This is a genomic window from Legionella bozemanae, assembly GCF_900450575.1.
GTDB lineage: Bacteria > Pseudomonadota > Gammaproteobacteria > Legionellales > Legionellaceae > Legionella > Legionella bozemanae.
The window spans coordinates 2,017,319-2,031,165 of the sequence record NZ_UGGY01000001.1 but is presented as its reverse complement, the minus strand read 5'-3'; the positions used below and the strand labels follow the sequence as shown (position 1 = coordinate 2,031,165).

Genomic DNA, 13,847 nt, shown 5'->3' with positions numbered 1-13,847 from the left:
CTTGCAACGGAGTTCTAAGAAACCATGCTGGGCCGCGCTACGCTTAGCACGGCCTACTTAATTATTTGCAAGAGGTGCGAGGTTTCTGAATTTAATTGAAATCAAGGTATAATGGAGCATGATCTGAGACTTCATCACTCAGAACAGCGAATTCATTAACAACTATATCTGGTGAGGTTAGGATATAATCTGCAAATTTTTCTTCTTTTTTATAGTAACGGGTTCTTGTTGAGCTAATGTTGTTAATTTTTATCAAATTATTCATTCCTTGCTCAATAATGTTCATGCTTTCGGTGTCAGGTCTTAAGTTAAAATCACCACATAATATTTTAGGCGTATTGATGGTATCCATAAAATGACGGATACGTTGGGACTGATTGATTCTTTCTGGGGTATCTTTTTTACCTTGCCCATTCCAGAGTCCATGAACATTAAGAACAGAGTAAGTTTTTTTGTTAATTTCACATTCCACCCATTGTAAATCTCTAGGATGATTTAATCCTATTCCCGGATAATGTTGTTTTTGATGGATATTTATATCTCCCTCGCCTAAGATATCGATATTACTTTTCAATAGCATCGCAATTCCATAAATATTTTCAACGGCAGGTTTGAAAATAGGGAAATGATTAGGAAGGAGTTGTTGTAAATCAGAAAAAATATTCAGACTAAGTTCTCTATCTTCTTCAGTTACAGCTTGATGAGCATTGCAATATACTTCTTGTAAACAAAATATATCAACATCCTGATATTTATCGATAAAGTTTAATAAGGGGTTTCTTAAGTGGCCTCCCCATAAGTTTAAGGTGATCAATTTCATTATCGCTAAATTCCTTGTAGAAAAGCCAAAATTCCCCGCTCAACCGTTATGAAGTAAAAAAATCTATTATAAATTTTGGGATTCTCGAAGATATTTAGAATGTAAATCATTTACTCTCCTGGTTAATTCAACAATTTCCATATCATTAACAATTATATCATCTGCATTTTCTAAACGCAGATGAGTATTAGGCTGAATGGATAAAATAGCCTGCGCTTGTTCTTTACTGCATTGATCACGCTGCATTAATCGCGATATTTGTATTTCCGTTGGCGCACGAATAAGCAAAATTTGATTGATATAAGGGTAGGCTTCTTTTGTAATCAGCAAAGGTATTTCTACCATGCAATAAGGAGTTTTACTTGCATCAACTTGTTTTTTAATCTCTTTACGGATGAGTGGATGTAAGAGGCGTTCAAGCCAGTCTCGCTCTTCATGATTCGAAAATATTATTTCTCTTAGTTTGTTACGATTCAGTTCTCCATCATCTTTAAGGACTTTAAGACCATAATGCGCTACAATTTTTTTATATGCGGCTTTATTTTTTTGAGTAATTTCTCTTGATATTTTATCAGCATGAATTACATCAACACCTAGTCCTGAAAAAAGTTCAGCAACTGTAGTTTTTCCACTTGCTATATCACCTGTTAACCCAACGCAATAAGCCATATTTTTAAATCTCATTTTTATTAATGCATGTTACTACATTAATGGAACACGTATAAGGAACAGGACTTTTGTGTTTACAATATGCCAGAGCAGCCAATGCTGCATCTTCACGATTTGGATAGAGATTGCTTCTCCAGCGCAATGCTTCTCTATCAAAAGCAGTACATCGCCACATGGGCATAACATTTACACCATTAACGAATTTGATACAACTTGCTTTGGATACTTTGCAGGTGGCTGGTGCCTTGCTGCCTTTTTTACATGCAGCATAAGAAAGATTTAAAGCCATTTTTTGATAAGCACTTTGTGCATCCCATTTTGTATGGGTTATATCACCTGTTGAGCACTGCCAATAATTACCTTCTAGATTTACTAGTGGTTGAGCAAAACTTGAAAACGAAATACCTAGAACAAGCAAAGAACAACATCCTATGTACTTATTCATTTTTTTTCCCCTTAAGCAATTCAATTAATTGTTCAATATGTAGGGCTTTTGAAAAATACCAGCCTTGAAGAAATTGAACTTCGTTTTGTAATAAATAATCTAGTTGCTCTTTTGTTTCTACACCTTCTGCAATAATAGCTAAATTAATTTTTTTTGCTAAATGAATGATTGCGTCGTTTAATGTTTCGGTGATGGCTTTTGTGCCTATCGCATGAATAAATATTTTATCGATTTTAAGGTAATTAAAAGGATAGTATTGCAGGTAGCTGATACTCGAGTGTCCTGTCCCATAATCGTCTATAGCTAATGAATATCCCGCGTCTCTGAGCTCTTGCATTCTGTCTATATAAATTTCATTATTCATATCGAGTAGGTAGCGTTCTGTTACTTCTAATAATATTTGTCTGCGTGAAATAGAATAGTGTCGCACGAGTTTATAAAACTGAGGAAAAAAATTATCATCAGTAAAATGTAATGCACAAATGTTAAATGATAAATAGAAGGTAGGTTTAGTCCTTAAGATATTCTTAGCTTCTTTAAATGCTGTTTCAATAATTTGTAATGTTATTGGAACAATTAAGCCGGTATTTTCCGCTTCTTCTATAAAAAGATCGGGCATAATGATTTCATCTTGATTATCCTGCCATCTTAAAAGAACCTCAGCACCTGAATAGACATTATTTTTTGTATCAAATAATGGTTGATAAACGGGATAAAATTGCCCGCTCCTAATAGCTTGCTTCATTGCTCCATGCAAAGAATAATATTTGTTAAATAGATTCCTAATTAAAAAATATAATAAAATTGAAAATACTAAAACATAAAGCATAACCAAGATTTGGTTATGCCAAAGATTGCTAATTATAGCTTGATCAGGTTCTGTAACTGTAAGTAAAACACCATTAAGGCTATTTAATTTTGTTGTAGCAAATATTTTTTTAAAGGAAAAGGGTGAGTCAAGAAACAATTTATCTATCCAGGAAGCTTCTTTGATTTTCCCTATTCGGATAATTTCCTTTTTTTGATTGGTGTCATATAAGGTGATTATGTGCTGACTACTTTCTGAGACATTCAGTATCTTTTCAAGTGTTGATGTCATAATAATTATTTCTACCTGATAATCACCAATTTTTTTTTGGATCGTAAAAATTGGATGGTTAAACATTGGTATTTCTAATGGCCCTATAGCTGTCTGCTGTATATTATGACCTAAGAGAAAAGTCTGATTATGAGGCAAGGTAGAGCATATAATCTGATGTTTTTTATCGCGAATTGCCAAACCAGAAAGTTGTGCCTGATTGATAGTTATATATTGAAGGAAAGGAAGAAAGTTATCTTTACATGTCAGGTTTTCCTTCTGATAGGAAGGAATTTGGTGCAAATCCCGAAGAGTATTATTAATAAAGTTATCAAGGTCATATGCGAGTTTCTTGCTTACTTCAGTAACCAAAGTAGAAGAGTTTTTAACGTTATTATGCCAGGTAATGTAAGAAAAGATAATCAGTAAAAAAATGGTAAAAAATATCCAGAATAACTTGAATCGCTTGTAGACAAAAAATGTCATGTTGCTGAATATTTTTCGCATGATTTAAGGCATTATTACATAAGCTCCCTTTATAGAGTGTAGTGTTATTTCCGCTAATTTCCCAATTACCTCATAATCTGTGTTTAATGGAGGAAGCCAATAAAGCGTATTTCCTATTGGTCTAATTAAGGCCCCATGGTTTAATGCGTGCTGATAAACTTTATTGCCTATTCGCTGTTTTCCTGTATCTTCTAGATCGGCGGCTACCACTGCTCCAATTCCGCGAATATTGCTTAATTTGCCTGAAAGTTGTGCAACCTCAGTTAAAGCAGAAAGCATGTATTCACCTAGATTTTGTGCGTGTTCAATTATTTTTTCTTGATGCATAGCGCGAATGGTTGCTAATGCAGCGCTGACCGCCAGCGGGTTTCCGCTATAGGTATGTGAATGTAAGAAGGATTTTCCCGTTGCATAATCGGCATAAAAGAGATCAAAAATAGAGTTGTCAATCATCACACAACTTAGAGGAACAGAGCCAGAAGTTAATCCTTTGGATAAACAAATAAGATCAGGTTCAACTTCTGCATGATTAGAAGCTAACCATTTACCTGTTCGACCCATTCCTGTCATTATTTCATCGGCAATAAGGTAAATATTTTTACTTTGAGCCCAGGATGATAACCTTTTAAGAAAATCAGGACTGTAACACAACATTCCTCCTGCTCCTTGAAGCAAGGGCTCAATAATAATTGCACAGACTTTATCACTGATTGCTTCTAATTCTTTTTCAACAGTGGACCAATATGAATCACAATTGTGCCATAAAGAATCTTCTTTGCCGGAAATGTAAGGAATATTTTGTATGTAATGACAGGTCAGACCAAATGATGTATATGGCGCTTTATACAGCCCCAAATCACTAACACTCATTGTACCGAGTGTTTCCCCATGGTATCCATTTTTAAGAGCAATAAACTGATTTTTCTCTGTACCCTTAATTTGATTGGCATGGATTGCCAATTTCATCGCAATTTCAACAGCACTGGAGCCATCACTGGCAAAAAAAACGTGTTGTTTTTTAGTAATTTTAGCTAACTCTTCTGCCAACTCAACAAGAGCTGGGTGCGTAGTATTTGCTGTAATGACATGTTCAAAGCAATCCAACTGATTTTTTATCGCTGCAATAACTGCAGGATGGCCATGGCCTAATGATTTACACCACCAGCTGGAAATAGCATCAATTAAGGGACCTTTATTGGTATAAAGATAACTTCCTTGAGCTTTTTCAATAATCAAGGGAGGGCATGTTTCAAAGTCTTTCATTTGTGTACAGGGATGCCAAAAATGTTTCAAATCCCGACTGATTAATTGGTGTGTGTTGACCATTTTAAAAATTTTGGTTGACAAGATGGAAGGGCACTTTATCATGTCCGTTAATTAAATAAAACGTGGATTTATAAAAATGTATCTAATTTTCTTTAGAACAATTAGGCTACTTTTTAACATCTTAAATTAGGAGATACTGTTGTGACTCAAGCTAAGAAACATTGGTCTGTTTCTGAAATTACAGCAATTTATGAACAACCTTTTAATGATTTATTGCATCAAGCGGCTACGGTGCATAGAGCAAATCATCAACCAAATTCTTTGCAATTCGCTTCTTTACTAAGTATTAAAACAGGGGCTTGTCCTGAAGATTGTGGTTATTGTTCGCAAAGCGGTCATTATAAGACTCATGTTGAAAAAGAAAAATTGATGTCTGTAGCGGATGTCTTGAAACGTGCCAAGGAAGCCAAAGAGGGTGGGGCGCAACGATTTTGTATGGGAGCTGCGTGGCGTTGCCCCCCCGATAAGGTCATGGGTGAGTTGAAAGAAATGATCCAGGGAGTTAAGGCATTAGGATTAGAAACCTGTATGACGTTAGGGATGCTGAATCAAGAACAAGCCGTTTCTTTAAAAGAAGCTGGCTTGGATTATTATAATCATAATATAGACACATCGCCTTCCTATTATGAAAAAGTAGTTACAACACGCAAATTCAGCGATCGTCTTGACACGATAGAACATGTACGAAATGCGGGAATTAGCGTCTGCTGTGGTGGTATATTAGGCCTTGGCGAAACACGGGAAGATCGTATTGAATTTTTATATACTTTGAGTAATATGGAATCGCCTCCAGAAAGTGTCCCTATTAATCGTCTAATCCCAGTTGAAGGAACTCCTCTTGCAAAAGCAGCAGAAGTTGAAGGGATTGAATTAGTTAGAACCATTGCAACCGCACGAATATTAATGCCACAAAGTATGATTCGACTATCAGCCGGCAGAGTCGGAATGAGTGATGAATTACAAGCTTTATGTTTCTATGCTGGAGCAAACTCTGCGTGGTTAGGTGATAAACTTTTAACGGAAGAGAACCCACAGCGGGATAAGGATGAGGTTCTTTTTGACAAACTTGGTTTAACTGAGATGGCCTAAATGCCTCTAAGCAATAAAATTAGAGATTATACGAATCAGCTGGCACAAGAAGGCATATTAAGAAATAGATTTGTGACAGCTGAAAATTCATCTTTAATTCATTTTGACAGCAATGACTATTTATCTCTAACTCGAGATAAACGTATTTCTGAAGGATATCAACGTGGATATGCCTTGTTCCCTAGCGGGAGTGGTGCATCTATGCTGCTGAGTGGTTATCACGCCAATCATCGTGCTGTTGAAGAAGCATTTGCCAATTTATTAGGTGTAGATGACTGTATTTTATTTTCTTCAGGCTATGCAGCAAACCTTGCGGTTACAGCATTACTTGGCAAATTAAACGTTCATTGTTTTATTGATAAAGAAATACATGCTTCAATTTATGATGGTTTGGCTTTGTCACAGGTAAACTATACACGTTATTTGCATAATAATTTAGATGACTTAAATCGTAAGCTAACCCCACATTTTTTTGAAAGCTCGGCTTTAATCACCGAAGGTATTTTTAGTATGAGTGGCCAATTGGCTCCATTAGCAGAACTCTTTTCTCTTTGCAATGCAAGTCAAAGTGCGCTGATTGTAGACGAGGCTCATTCTTTTGGAGTTTTAGGCAGCCAGGGGAAAGGAGCAATAGCCTATCATGGATTAACCCAAAATGAAGTACCATTACGAATTATTCCATTAGGAAAAGCTTATGCGGCTCAAGGCGCGCTTGTTGCAGGAAAAGCAGACTGGATTAATGCATTATTACAAGCGGGGCGTTCTGTTATTTATTCAACTGCTATAAGTCCGGCTTTAAGTTATGGCTTATTGAATACTTTGGAATTTGTGGTAAATGCTGAAGAGCGACGATTGAAATTAACACAATTGATTGCTTTATTCAGATCTTATATTACACAATCCCCACTAAATTGGACTGACTCAATTAGTCCAATTCAACAGCTTCAATTAGGATGTCCGCATTTGGCTCTATATTATGCCCGCGAGTTAAAAAAACGCGGTTTTAGTTGTTGTGCGATAAGAAAGCCTACAGTGAGCATCAAAGCGTCGGGGTTGCGTGTCATTTTGAATTATAATCATACTCACGAACAAATTCGTGAGTTATTTGATAAGTTAAGTGTAATTTATGAAGATAAACATCCATAGTTATGGAAAAGGATTCCCTCTTATTTTCTTTCATGGATGGGGATTTGATAGTCAGATCTGGTTACCGTTAGTATCTAAACTTTCTATGGATTATCAGCTGATATTGGTAGATTTACCTGGATTTGGCCACAGTTCAATCATGGATTGGGATTCTTTTAAAGAGCTTTTGATGGCTCAATTGCCTCATCAATTTGCGTTAATCGGTTGGTCTATGGGTGGATTGTATGCCATGCGTTTGGCAGTAGAGGAACCCGGCAGAGTAGATTACCTTGTTAACGTTACTTCATCACCGCGATTTTTAAACTCTGATCCGTGGCCAGGCGTCTCACTAGATGTTTTTAAAAGGTTTTATAAAAATCTATCGGAAAAACCTCATGCAACTCTAAAAGAATTTTTGGAGCTTAATGGATTATCCGATAATGATAAACAGCACCATCTGCCTGATAAGCTTCCATCGCAAGAAGGCTTAGAATCAGGTCTTAAAATTTTAGAAACTTGGGATTTACGTGAGAAATTAAAACAGTTTGATAAACCTTCATGTTTTATCTTTGGGAGGCTTGATCCCATCGTTCCGATTAAGACGATGAATTCTATGAAACTATCCTATCCCGAATTTAATTATGTATTGTTTAAACGAGCAGCACACATGCCATTTTTATCTCATATGGGTTTATTTATTGAAGAACTACGAGGATTCATTAGATGAAGCGTTTTTTTATCACGGGTACCGATACTGATTGTGGTAAAACCTACATAACGTCATGCTTAATAAATTACTTTTCATCAGCAGTGGCAATTAAACCGGTAGCAAGTGGATGCATGGAAATAGAAAATAAGCTGGTTAGCAGTGATGCACAAAATTTACAAAAAAATAATATCAGTTTGGATGTAATAAATCCTTGGCGATTTAAGCTGCCTGTCTCACCCCATATTGCTGCACATCGCGAAGGGGTTTGTTTATCTATTACCGAAATTGCAAAATATTGCCTTAATTTGCAATTAGATGGAATAGAAAAATTGTTTATTGAAGGTGCTGGAGGATTAATGGTTCCCTTGAATGACCATGAAACCTGGATTGATTTTCTGCAGATTACCAAGATACCTGTGATTCTAGTCGTTGGAATGAAATTAGGCTGTATTAATCATGCCTTGCTGACAGAAACCGTTTTGCATGCAAACAATATTCAGTGTGCCGGATGGATTGCCAATTGTATTGATCCAAATATGCAAGAATTATCAGCTAATATTGCTACGTTAAGCCAGAAACTTACTTCTCCTCTTTTGGCAAAAGTACCATTTGCAAGTGACCTTTCAGCGATTGATTTTTTCTTTGACTAAGCAATTAATATTGGTTTTTAGCTTATCACTTGTTGTTTGAGTAACTCTATTGTATTTTAAAGAAGAATTCATTTAATGTAAGGGAAAGCAAATGATTACACGAGATAAGTTGATGCAATCAGTAATGACTGCTTTTTTTGTTCTTGTTGCAACTGGAAGTTCAGCAGCAGATGATGGTACTACTGCTGCAACTGAAAAATGTTACGGAATTGCTAAAAAAGGCATGAATGACTGTGCTACGGCTACTGCTTCATGCGCGTCTTCTGCTACTAAAGACAAACAAAAAGATGCTTTTATTTTGTTACCTAAAGGGCTATGTGATCGAATTGTTGGCGGCAGCCTCAAACCTGAGTAAAAATTTAATATACAACTGTTGTAACCTGATATTAAAAATAAGGAAATTAATCATGAAGCAAATTCTAGGAGGCTGGCTTTCGTCATTGCTTATTGCAGTTGCTTTTTCTGCTCCAGTACATGCTGCCCCGGAAACGTATACTCTGGATAAAAATCATACTTATGTATTATGGAGTGCTGACCACTTGGGGTTTACAACTCAATATGGAAAATGGTATGCAACGGGACAGTTGGTTCTTGATAAAGACAATCCAAGTCAAAGTAAAGTCAATGCGACAATTGATGTTAAGGATATGATTACGGGTATTCCTGAGTTGGATAAACATCTAAAAAGTAATTTGTTTTTTGATGCCGAACATTATCCTACAGCAACCTTTGTTAGCAATAAAGTAACGCCACAGGGTGATAATAAAGCAATAGTTGGGGGTATTTTAACGTTACGCGGAGTAAGTAAGCCAGTAGTGTTGCAGGTTACCTTAAATAAAGTGGGAATGAATCTAATTAGTAATAAAATGTCAATTGGTTTTACAGCCACAGGTTCTATAAATCGCTCTGATTTCGGAATCAATGCATTCTTGCCTTCAATAAGCGATAAAGTAAATATTTCTATTGGAGCTGAAGCTTATCTCGATCAGAATAAAAAACAAGATAAAGAACAGGGGCAAGGTAAAAAATAGGATATTTTATGCAAATCAAAAATAGTTCAACCCATTTTGGTATTGTTACTATAATACTTCATTGGATAATTGCTTTATTAATTATTGGATTGTTGATCCTCGGTTTGTATATGGTGTCTTTACCATGGAGTGCAGAGCGACTGAAATTCTATGGATGGCATAAAGAGTATGGTTTTTTAGTCCTTTTTTTGGCGATCTTTAGAATCATTTGGCGATTGAGTAATGAACAACCTGAATTGGCATTACCTTGGCTGGAAAAAATTGCTGCACGTAGTATGCACTGGGCATTTTATGTGTTTATGTTTGCAATGCCAATTACAGGCTGGTTAATTACTTCTGCTGCAGGATTGCCTGCTTCATTTTTTGGTTTATTTACCTTACCTAATCTTGTAACCCCTGACGAAAGTAACAGGGTTTTATTTGAATGGGTTCATGAATGGTTAGGTTATGCACTGATTGCAGCAATCTGTCTGCATACGGCTGCTGCTTTAAAGCATCACTTTATAAACAAGGATGATATATTAAGGAGAATGTTTCCATGAAAATAATTAAGTACTTATTCTTTCTATTTTTCTTGAATGGTATCTATGCAAATGCGGCTTCTTTACCTGAATGGACACTTGTTCCTAATGAAAGTAGTATAAGCTTTACAGCAACGCAAAATAATGCTCCTGTTACTGGGTCTTTTAAAGAATTTACCGCCACAATAGCCGCAGATCCCGAGCATTATCAAGACAGTACTGTTGACGTAGTAGTGAACATGAATTCGCTGACTACTTCATATGCAGAAATAAGTTCAATATTACTTGGCCCGGACTGGTTTAATGCTAAGGAGTTTCCAAAAGCGGAATTTAAGTCGTCTAAATTCACTAAAAAGGATGATAAAAATTATGAGGCCATTGGAACATTAACTATAAAAAATAAGTCGGTCCCTGTAACACTTACCTTTACTGCAGTAGAGTCACCTAAAAATCATCTGCTTGTCGAAGGAAAAACTACAGTAAAACGGTTGGATTTTGGTATTGGACAAGGCGATTGGTCGAGTACAAGTGAAATAAAAGACGAAGTAACTATAAATTTTAAAGCAGTTGCTACACGTAAGTAATAAGAGCATTCAATGTGTTAATGGAAAACTAATTATAGTCTGGTGTTTTGTAACTCCAGGCTATAATATTACATGCTAATATAGTAATCATTAAAGCCAGACATTGAGGCCGAAATTAGTCATGATCTAGAAACCATTTTTCTTTTAATTCGAGAAATTTAGCTTTTTGCTTATCGTTTAAAAGTGCAAACATTTGATGTTGTATTATTATTCTTGTTTTTAACATAGAACTTCTTATTCTATTTACTTTTTCTATTAAAGCATCAAGTTTTGCTTCATCAATTTTCTCAGCTTTTAATAAGGAATTTATTTGTTTGCGCAGTAATCTAAGTTGAGCATAGCTTTCTTTGAGAGAGGCTCTAGCTTTTTCTCGATATGCTTTAAGTTTAGCTTTTTGATCCGCATTGAGATTAAGCTCTTGTGCTAACCTGTCAAATCGATGATGGGAATCACAATGTTTCGAGTCACCGATACAAGCATAACTTAGTTGACCAAAGGTTAGTACGAATGCAATTATTGATAACCAAAGAAGTTTTTTACTCATTATCCATTCCTCATAATATTAAACTAACTTTCCTGTCATATATCATCATTGATGAACAGATCTAGTATAGACTAAGGAATAAATAAACGCAGTATTATGTCATGAATTATGATTTTATTTTGTTCGGTTGTGCTATAATTTCACCACATCAATGATAAAGAAAATATAAACTATGTACATTAAACGTGAAGAAAGAAAAGATAAACAAGCAAGCTCATCACCAGCAAATCAATTCTTCGAAATTGATTTTATTAAAAATATCGTAAATTCAAATTCTGGATATGTCCCATCTACTCAACTAACAACCATGCGAGAAGTGACAAGAAAAGTAGATCGACGAGGATTATTAGCGGATGCTAGCAGAGCATTTGATAGCAAAGACGGGCTGATTTTAAAAGCGAATTTTTTATTTGAGGCAGTGCTTCTTGGAGATTTTTATCAGCTTTCCTTAAGTAAAAGTAGTTTGAATGTAGATAAAGACTTTAGCCGCTCCAGCTTAATTAATTACTTGGAAAGCTATCATATATTAAATGAAAAAGATTTAAATGAATTAAAAGAAATTATTAATGATGTGAAAAACATAAAGATTGAAAAAATTTTAAGTACCGATACCGGCGTGTCAGCTCGTTATGTGTTATCTATCCAATGCCCAGATAAAAAAAATTCTAAATTTAAAATTGACGATATAAGTTTATTGGGGCAAATGATTACACGAATAGTTACACCACAAATATATGCTCCTTATATGGATTCCGAAGATGCTGACACTCCGGAATTTCGAGACAATTTTTTAACAAAATATAACCACAGCGGATTTGAAACCATTTTTAATGGTCATTTCTCTCTCTATTCTGGCTCCGTACCATTTTATAAAATTTATAAAGAAAATAGTGATAAAGAGAATGAAAACCTTCTTTCCGCATATGGCTATCTTGAAATAGCCTATTATTTGCTCACTCAAGAAAATGTGAGAGACAAGGAATATAATGAAGCAAAACATTTTTTTGCTAAAGCGGTTTTTTCATTTAATAAATTTTATTTTTCCCGTGGTAATACAAGTACTCATTTGGTATACATTGTATCTCCAATGTTGGCAACGATGAATTTGTTGGCTGACAAAGAAAAAAATATGGATACAGCCGAATGCATTAAAATTTTAGAAGCCGCGAGTATTTTTCATGATGTTTTTTTAGACAAAATGAAAGACATTTATAAAGATAAATTCGAGCAAGTTAGCTTTGAGTTTTTAGGTGAGTCAGCCAAATTAGAGCAATTATGCCAAGACGTTGTGAATCAGATCAAAAATTCTCAGTCAATGCCGTTGGCTCATTTGTTTTTCAACGCAAAAAATATATCCCTGGAAATTAAGTGTGATCTTTTAGATGGGCTGAAGCTAACAAATGAAGAAAAGAAGAAGATACTGCAAAATTTAGTTATGCAAGCTGATACATTATGGCATCAAGCGGATATAAAAGAAAAATATTTGATGATTTCAAAAATTTATCAACCTTTAATCGAGCTAATGGATAGTAAAGAGCTTGAGTCGTTACTTCAATCACCAAACGCTTCAATCGAAGTCAAAACAATGATTTGTCGAAATTTAACTCGTAGAACCAATATGAGTGACGTTAAGGAAGTAGATCATTTAATCAATCTTATTAATGATTTTCGTTGCTCTCTTAAAGAAATGAAATTAGAAGCAAACAGTTTAAAAGATAAAGACGAACTATGCGAGAGTTTATATAAGTTATTAGCGTTACAGATGAATCTTATCATGGAGACCGAGGAGCCAGTTTTAGCTGACACGTATTTAGATAATTTAATTGAACAGTGGCGACTTTTCCCCAACGAAAAGAAACAAGAAAAAGTACAAGAAAAACCTATTGAAAAAAATGATCAAAGACCTGGTCTATTTTCACAGTCAGAATATCAGAGAATGCAACTACGACAAATCCAAAAAGAGAAAGCAACTAAATTTTATTTGGAAACCGTGCCATGTCTTTTACCCAGCTTATCGGATCAAATAGGACAAACTCAGGTTTTGCTTGTAAAATTAAAAGAGTTAATGCCTCATGTAATAGACAAAGAAGAATTTCATTCAAGCTTTTTTCCAGATAAGGCAGATAGAGACCAATTAGAATCACCATTGATGACAAACGTTAATTCATCTCTTGTCATGATAAAAGAATTAGAAGGCATGTTTCAAAAAATTAACAGTACTGTTACAGAGCTTAAAAAATATAATCATCCTCAAGCGGCTGAGCAATATGATCCTCTGAAGGAGAATGTACAACAAAAAATTGCAGCAGCAAAGGCAAATACGACTTATAATCTTGATGTTCAAATGATAAGAGTTGAAAAACTGCTTGCTAAGGCGAAGGATAAATTCAGCCAATTATCTACCCAGCTCATCGTGAAAAATAGCTCGCTGAAAGATATTTATAATGATTTTTTAAAACCGGCAGAAGAAGCTTATGCCGAAATGGAAAAACTCGCTGACAAATATTTAGAATCCGCTGTGAGATTAGATGGCATTATGGATGATAGTATAAAAAGAGAAAATAATCAGGGATACTATCCTATGAATTGTCCATAATAGCTAATATTTACATCTTAGTAACCATTCACACAACAGTTTAATATAAGGCGGAACCCTTTTTTGCATAGGGGTTCTCTGAATTTTGTCCTTGCATACGCTGTATATTTTGTGAAATAGGCCGCTCCCCGAATTATTTTGCCATATCTTCTG

At 35.1% G+C, this 13,847-nt stretch carries 15 protein-coding genes; 9 read left to right on the top strand and 6 right to left on the bottom strand.

The genetic code is table 11. From position 1 onward, the window contains the following. Positions 1-91: 91 nt before the first annotated feature. The 5 genes from DY223_RS08830 to bioA form a co-directional block, all read right to left on the bottom strand. Positions 92-820: an endonuclease/exonuclease/phosphatase family protein gene (locus DY223_RS08830; RefSeq protein ID WP_058459828.1), complete on the bottom strand. Its 729-nt coding sequence runs from the start codon at positions 818-820 to the stop codon at positions 92-94. 66 nt (positions 821-886) lie between these two features. Then, positions 887-1,489, bottom strand: a complete 603-nt coding sequence (gene coaE / locus DY223_RS08825) for a dephospho-CoA kinase (protein ID WP_058459829.1) — start codon at positions 1,487-1,489, stop codon at positions 887-889. A 4-nt stretch (positions 1,490-1,493) separates the two neighbouring features. Beyond that, entirely contained in the window at positions 1,494-1,934 is a 441-nt protein-coding gene (locus tag DY223_RS08820; RefSeq protein ID WP_058459830.1) for a hypothetical protein, read from the bottom strand. Next, positions 1,927-3,519 carry an EAL domain-containing protein gene (locus DY223_RS08815; protein WP_058459831.1) on the bottom strand — a complete coding sequence of 531 codons (1,593 nt, stop codon included), beginning with the start codon at positions 3,517-3,519 and terminating at the stop codon, positions 1,927-1,929. Before DY223_RS08815 ends, DY223_RS08820 begins: the two co-directional genes overlap by 8 nt. 3 nt (positions 3,520-3,522) lie before the next feature. Further along, positions 3,523-4,845, bottom strand: a complete 1,323-nt coding sequence (gene bioA / locus DY223_RS08810; protein WP_058459832.1) for an adenosylmethionine--8-amino-7-oxononanoate transaminase — start codon at positions 4,843-4,845, stop codon at positions 3,523-3,525. Positions 4,846-4,986: 141 nt separating this feature from the next. Between bioA and bioB the strand changes: the two genes are divergently transcribed. The 8 genes from bioB to DY223_RS08770 all read left to right on the top strand — a co-directional run bounded on the left by bioB (position 4,987) and on the right by DY223_RS08770 (position 10,554). Next, positions 4,987-5,934 carry a biotin synthase BioB gene (gene bioB / locus DY223_RS08805; RefSeq protein ID WP_058459833.1) on the top strand — a complete coding sequence of 316 codons (948 nt, stop codon included), beginning with the start codon at positions 4,987-4,989 and terminating at the stop codon, positions 5,932-5,934. Then, positions 5,935-7,080: an aminotransferase class I/II-fold pyridoxal phosphate-dependent enzyme gene (locus tag DY223_RS08800; RefSeq protein WP_058459834.1), complete on the top strand. Its 1,146-nt coding sequence runs from the start codon at positions 5,935-5,937 to the stop codon at positions 7,078-7,080. After that, on the top strand, positions 7,061-7,786 hold the full coding sequence (locus tag DY223_RS08795) for an alpha/beta fold hydrolase (RefSeq protein ID WP_058459835.1): 726 nt from the start codon (positions 7,061-7,063) through the stop codon (positions 7,784-7,786). The genes DY223_RS08800 and DY223_RS08795 overlap by 20 nt, the downstream gene beginning before the upstream one ends. After that, positions 7,783-8,418: a dethiobiotin synthase gene (gene bioD / locus DY223_RS08790; protein WP_058459836.1), complete on the top strand. Its 636-nt coding sequence runs from the start codon at positions 7,783-7,785 to the stop codon at positions 8,416-8,418. The genes DY223_RS08795 and bioD overlap by 4 nt, the downstream gene beginning before the upstream one ends. Before the next feature lie 91 nt (positions 8,419-8,509). Continuing rightward, a complete protein-coding gene (locus DY223_RS08785; protein ID WP_058459837.1) occupies positions 8,510-8,773 on the top strand; it encodes a BufA1 family periplasmic bufferin-type metallophore in 264 nt (87 codons plus the stop codon). A gap of 52 nt (positions 8,774-8,825) precedes the next feature. Then, complete coding sequence (locus DY223_RS08780; RefSeq protein WP_058459838.1) at positions 8,826-9,449, top strand: YceI family protein; 624 nt, start codon at positions 8,826-8,828, stop codon at positions 9,447-9,449. A gap of 8 nt (positions 9,450-9,457) precedes the next feature. Further along, positions 9,458-9,991 carry a cytochrome b gene (locus DY223_RS08775; protein ID WP_058459839.1) on the top strand — a complete coding sequence of 178 codons (534 nt, stop codon included), beginning with the start codon at positions 9,458-9,460 and terminating at the stop codon, positions 9,989-9,991. Next, entirely contained in the window at positions 9,988-10,554 is a 567-nt protein-coding gene (locus tag DY223_RS08770) for a YceI family protein (protein ID WP_058459840.1), read from the top strand. The genes DY223_RS08775 and DY223_RS08770 overlap by 4 nt, the downstream gene beginning before the upstream one ends. Before the next feature lie 115 nt (positions 10,555-10,669). Here the strand turns inward: DY223_RS08770 and DY223_RS08765 are convergent, their stop codons facing one another. Then, positions 10,670-11,098: a Spy/CpxP family protein refolding chaperone gene (locus DY223_RS08765; protein WP_058459841.1), complete on the bottom strand. Its 429-nt coding sequence runs from the start codon at positions 11,096-11,098 to the stop codon at positions 10,670-10,672. A 172-nt stretch (positions 11,099-11,270) separates the two neighbouring features. On the opposite strand from DY223_RS08765, the gene DY223_RS08760 reads away from it, so the two are divergent. Continuing rightward, positions 11,271-13,694 carry a hypothetical protein gene (locus tag DY223_RS08760; protein ID WP_058459842.1) on the top strand — a complete coding sequence of 808 codons (2,424 nt, stop codon included), beginning with the start codon at positions 11,271-11,273 and terminating at the stop codon, positions 13,692-13,694. Positions 13,695-13,847 lie beyond the last annotated feature (153 nt).

Excerpts from the sequence above, each read along its gene's own strand:
- DY223_RS08830 (WP_058459828.1), bottom strand. The coding sequence starts at position 820 with ATGAAATTGATCACCTTAAACTTATGGGGAGGCCACTTAAGAAACCCC.
- coaE (WP_058459829.1), bottom strand. The coding sequence starts at position 1,489 with ATGGCTTATTGCGTTGGGTTAACAGGTGATATAGCAAGTGGAAAAACT.
- DY223_RS08820 (WP_058459830.1), bottom strand. The coding sequence starts at position 1,934 with ATGAATAAGTACATAGGATGTTGTTCTTTGCTTGTTCTAGGTATTTCG.
- DY223_RS08815 (WP_058459831.1), bottom strand. The coding sequence starts at position 3,519 with ATGCGAAAAATATTCAGCAACATGACATTTTTTGTCTACAAGCGATTC.
- bioA (WP_058459832.1), bottom strand. The coding sequence starts at position 4,845 with ATGGTCAACACACACCAATTAATCAGTCGGGATTTGAAACATTTTTGG.
- DY223_RS08800 (WP_058459834.1), top strand. The coding sequence starts at position 5,935 with ATGCCTCTAAGCAATAAAATTAGAGATTATACGAATCAGCTGGCACAA.
- DY223_RS08795 (WP_058459835.1), top strand. The coding sequence starts at position 7,061 with ATGAAGATAAACATCCATAGTTATGGAAAAGGATTCCCTCTTATTTTC.
- bioD (WP_058459836.1), top strand. The coding sequence starts at position 7,783 with ATGAAGCGTTTTTTTATCACGGGTACCGATACTGATTGTGGTAAAACC.
- DY223_RS08785 (WP_058459837.1), top strand. The coding sequence starts at position 8,510 with ATGATTACACGAGATAAGTTGATGCAATCAGTAATGACTGCTTTTTTT.
- DY223_RS08780 (WP_058459838.1), top strand. The coding sequence starts at position 8,826 with ATGAAGCAAATTCTAGGAGGCTGGCTTTCGTCATTGCTTATTGCAGTT.
- DY223_RS08775 (WP_058459839.1), top strand. The coding sequence starts at position 9,458 with ATGCAAATCAAAAATAGTTCAACCCATTTTGGTATTGTTACTATAATA.
- DY223_RS08770 (WP_058459840.1), top strand. The coding sequence starts at position 9,988 with ATGAAAATAATTAAGTACTTATTCTTTCTATTTTTCTTGAATGGTATC.
- DY223_RS08765 (WP_058459841.1), bottom strand. The coding sequence starts at position 11,098 with ATGAGTAAAAAACTTCTTTGGTTATCAATAATTGCATTCGTACTAACC.
- DY223_RS08760 (WP_058459842.1), top strand. The coding sequence starts at position 11,271 with ATGTACATTAAACGTGAAGAAAGAAAAGATAAACAAGCAAGCTCATCA.